At 68.1% G+C, this 3,559-nt stretch carries 3 protein-coding genes and 1 pseudogene; 2 read left to right on the top strand and 2 right to left on the bottom strand.

The features are described from left to right. The first annotated feature begins 51 nt into the window (after positions 1-51). Both ACRDP3_RS19605 and ACRDP3_RS19600 read left to right on the top strand, forming a co-directional pair. Complete coding sequence (locus ACRDP3_RS19605; RefSeq protein ID WP_431518271.1) at positions 52-753, top strand: HAD family hydrolase; 702 nt, start codon at positions 52-54, stop codon at positions 751-753. A gap of 287 nt (positions 754-1,040) precedes the next feature. Continuing rightward, on the top strand, positions 1,041-2,633 hold the full coding sequence (locus ACRDP3_RS19600) for an ABC transporter substrate-binding protein (RefSeq protein WP_431518270.1): 1,593 nt from the start codon (positions 1,041-1,043) through the stop codon (positions 2,631-2,633). Positions 2,634-2,684: 51 nt separating this feature from the next. Here the strand turns inward: ACRDP3_RS19600 and ACRDP3_RS19595 are convergent, their stop codons facing one another. Further along, complete coding sequence (locus ACRDP3_RS19595) at positions 2,685-3,353, bottom strand: response regulator (RefSeq protein ID WP_431518269.1); 669 nt, start codon at positions 3,351-3,353, stop codon at positions 2,685-2,687. Positions 3,354-3,400: 47 nt separating this feature from the next. Beyond that, positions 3,401-3,559 (bottom strand): annotated as a pseudogene (locus ACRDP3_RS19590) (recombinase RecB); the annotation flags it as partial.

Below are 3,559 nucleotides of genomic sequence, written 5' to 3'. Positions count from 1 at the left end.
CTCCCTGGAGTGGACGGCCGGCCTTCTCGTCCCTTACGGAGGTGTATGCGGATGACCAGCTCCATCCCCGCACTCGGCACTCTGACGGCCGAAGGCTCGTCGCTGCAGGCGGTGCTGCTCGACATGGACGGCACCCTGGTCGACACCGAAGGCTTCTGGTGGGACGCCGAGAGCGAGGCTTTCGCGGAGCTGGGGCACGCGCTGCGGGACGAATGGCGCGAGGTCGTCGTCGGCGGTCCGATGACGCGCAGCGCGGGCTTCCTCATCGAGGCGACCGGTGCCGACATCACCGTGGACGAGTTGACGGTGCTGCTCAACGCCAAGTTCATCGAGCGGCTCAAGCGGGGCGTGCCCCTGATGCCGGGAGCCCGCCGCCTGCTCACCGAATTGTCCGCGCACGGGGTGCCCACGGCCCTGGTCTCCGCCTCGCACCGGACCGTCGTCGACGAGATGCTGGTATCGCTGGGCAAGGAGTACTTCGCCCTCACCCTCGCGGGGGACGAGCTGGCACGTACGAAGCCACACCCCGATCCCTACCTGACGGCCGCCGCACGGCTGGGAGCCGACCCGGCGCGCTGTGCGGTGGTGGAGGACACGGTGACCGGGGTGACATCAGCCGAGGCGGCGGGGTGCCAGGTGGTGGCGGTGCCTTCCGTCGCGCCGATCGGATCCGTCGCGGGACGCACGGTCGTGGCCTCACTCGAAGAAGTGAATCTGGACTTTCTGCGCTCACTGATCATGGTCGCCCACTGAGGAAGGGTGCGTGCGTGACATTCGTCACGCACGACCCGGTTTACGCCCACTCCGAGACCTGTCGGGCAAGGTCCCCGGGCCGTCCCGGGTGCGTCCTTGTGTCCGCATTGATGCCCTGAAGGGCGGTGCGTTCACTCGTCCGCATAACGGATCAGCGGCGATCTTTATCGGTCACCGACTCCGCGAGCAGGGCGCCCTGTTCAGGATTGTCGTCATAGAAGTATTAACTTCTTCTTCCCGGCCATTCGCATCAGAGCGTCCGCTGGCCGGACGAGGAGACCGACGTCATGAACCGCAAGACTTTCGTGCTGCCCGCGCTGGCCGGGCTGCTCGCATCCCTGCTCGTCGCCTGTGGGGGCGGAGGCGATGAGGAGGACGCGGGGATCGTCGTCGGAACGACGGACTCCTTCGCGGTCACCAGCGACACTCCCGCGCCCTTCGACCCGGCCGCCTCCTACGACGTCAGCGCCTGGAACATCATGCGTAACACCTTCCAGACGCTCCTGCGGCTGCCGCGCTCCGGCACCGAACCGGTGATGGACGCCGCCGAGAGATGCGGGTTCACCGATCAGCAGAGCGAGCAGTACCGCTGCACACTGCGCGACGGACTCACCTTTTCCAACGGCCATCAGCTCGACGCCCAGGACGTGGAGTTCTCCGTCAAGCGCCTGCTGGGCATCGACTACGTCAACGGGCCCGCTTCGCTGCTCTCCGGCCTCGCGAAGGTCGAGGCGACCAGCGACTCCGAGGTCGTCTTCCACCTCCGGAAGCCGGACGCCACCTTCCCGTACAAACTCGCCACCCCGGCCGCCTCGATCGTCGACAGCGAGACCTACCCCGCGAACGGTTTCGTCAAGGGCTTCAATGTGGTCGGCTCCGGCCCGTACGTGCTCGACAAGTTCGACACCAAGGGGGAGAAGGCGGTCTTCTCCCGCAACCCGGATTACAAGGGCGGGTTGACGGTGCGGAACGACAAGATCGAGATGCGCTTCTTCCGTGGCTCGGATGCCATGGGGAAGGCCCTCGCCGGCGGCGGCATCGACATCATGAGCCGCACCATCTCCCCGCGTCAGGTGCGGCAGCTGGAGTCGGACCCGGACGACCAGATCGACCTCATAGAGCAGCCCGGCCAGGAGATCCGCTATCTCGTCTTCAACACCGACGACGGCACGGCGGGGCGGGAGCCGGTACGAAGGGCCATGGCCCAGGTCATCGACCGCAAGTCGCTGGTACGTGACGTCTACGCGCGCACCGCGGAACCGCTCTACTCGCTGGTGCCCGGCGGTCTGCCCGGACACCGCAACTCCTTCTTCAACGAGTACGGTGAGCCCAGGGTCGCCGCCGCCCGGCGTACCCTGAGCGCGGCAGGCGTCCGCACCCCGGTCAGGTTGACGCTCAGCTACACCACCGACCACTACGGCGACGTCACCGCCAAGGAGTTCGCGAAGCTCAAGGAGCAGCTGAACGACAGCGGGCTGTTCGACGTCGAGACCAAGGGCGCGCCGTGGGCGAAGTACCGGTCCGCCGCATCGAAGGGGAAGTACCAGGTCTACGGGTACGGCTGGTTCCCCGATTTCCCGGACGCCGACAACTACATCGCCCCCTTCTTCGAGAAGACCAACTTCCTCAACAGCTCCTACACCAACCGTGAGATCCGTGACCGGCTGATCCCCAGGACGCGGCGGAACGCCGAACGGGCCCGCACCGCGGCCCCGTTCGGGCGGGCGCAGGACATAGTCGCCGACGAGGTGCCGGTGCTGCCGATGTGGCAGGGCAAGCAGTACATCGCCGCACGCGACGACATCACCGGCGTGGAGTGGGCGCTCAGCTCCTCGTCCATGCTGCAGTTGTGGGAGCTCGGCCGGGGCGTCGCGAGCTGAGCACCGGTCAACCCGCCCGGGCCGCCCGGGTGCCTCAGGGCGGGGCAGGCTCTACGCGCCGGGGCGGACCAGCCCGCTCTCGTACGCGTAGACCGCGGCCTGCACCCGGTCGCGCAGCCCCAGCTTGGTCAGCACGTGCCCGACGTGTGTCTTGACCGTCGTCTCGCTGACGAAGAGGTCGGCGGCGATCTCCGCGTTCGACAGGCCCCGCGCCACCAGCTTCAGCACCTCCACCTCACGGTCCGTCAACTGGTGCAGTGTGTCCGGCAGGGGCTCGTCACCGGAGGGCAGCTTACCCGCGTACTTGTCCAGCAGGCGGCGGGTGATGCTGGGCGCCAGCATCGCCTCGCCCGCCGCCACCACCCGGATCGCCTGCACCAGTTCGACGGCGGGAGCGTCCTTCAGCAGAAAGCCGCTGGCGCCGGCGCGCAGGGCCTCCACCACGTACTCGTCCAGGTCGAAGGTGGTGAGTACCAGTACCTTCGCCGGGCCGTCCTTCGCGGGTCCGGTGATGCGGCGGGTCGCTTCGACGCCGTCCATCCGCGGCATCCGGATGTCCATCAGCACCACGTCCGGCTGCAGCGCCCGTACCTGGTCCAGCGCCTGCAGTCCGTCCCCGGCCTCGCCGACCACGGCGATGTCCTGCTCCGCCTCCAGGATCATCCGGAACCCGGTTCGCAGCAGTGGCTGGTCGTCGACCAACAGGACGCGGATAGCCACAAAGTCTCCTTCAGCGGGCGGGCGGGCGGCACGTCCCCCATTCTTGCCTAGGCCTCCACCGCGGATTCCCCTGGCCCTTCGGCTTCGGTACGCGGCTCGGGCAGCCGTGGCTGAATCATGAGCGGATACGGCGGGGGAGTGCCGCCGAACTCGGGGCAGCGGGCCTGGTGGTCGCACCAGTCGCAGAGCCTGCCCGGGCGGGGCCG

The organism is Streptomyces sp. (assembly GCF_050698815.1).
Taxonomy (GTDB): Bacteria; Actinomycetota; Actinomycetes; order Streptomycetales; family Streptomycetaceae; genus Streptomyces.
Note: the sequence above shows the minus strand (reverse complement) of the source record. Positions and strands in the feature narration are given on the sequence as shown.

Bases quoted from the DNA above. Each gene is read 5' to 3' on its own strand.
- ACRDP3_RS19605 (WP_431518271.1), top strand. From the start codon at position 52: ATGACCAGCTCCATCCCCGCACTCGGCACTCTGACGGCCGAAGGCTCG.
- ACRDP3_RS19600 (WP_431518270.1), top strand. From the start codon at position 1,041: ATGAACCGCAAGACTTTCGTGCTGCCCGCGCTGGCCGGGCTGCTCGCA.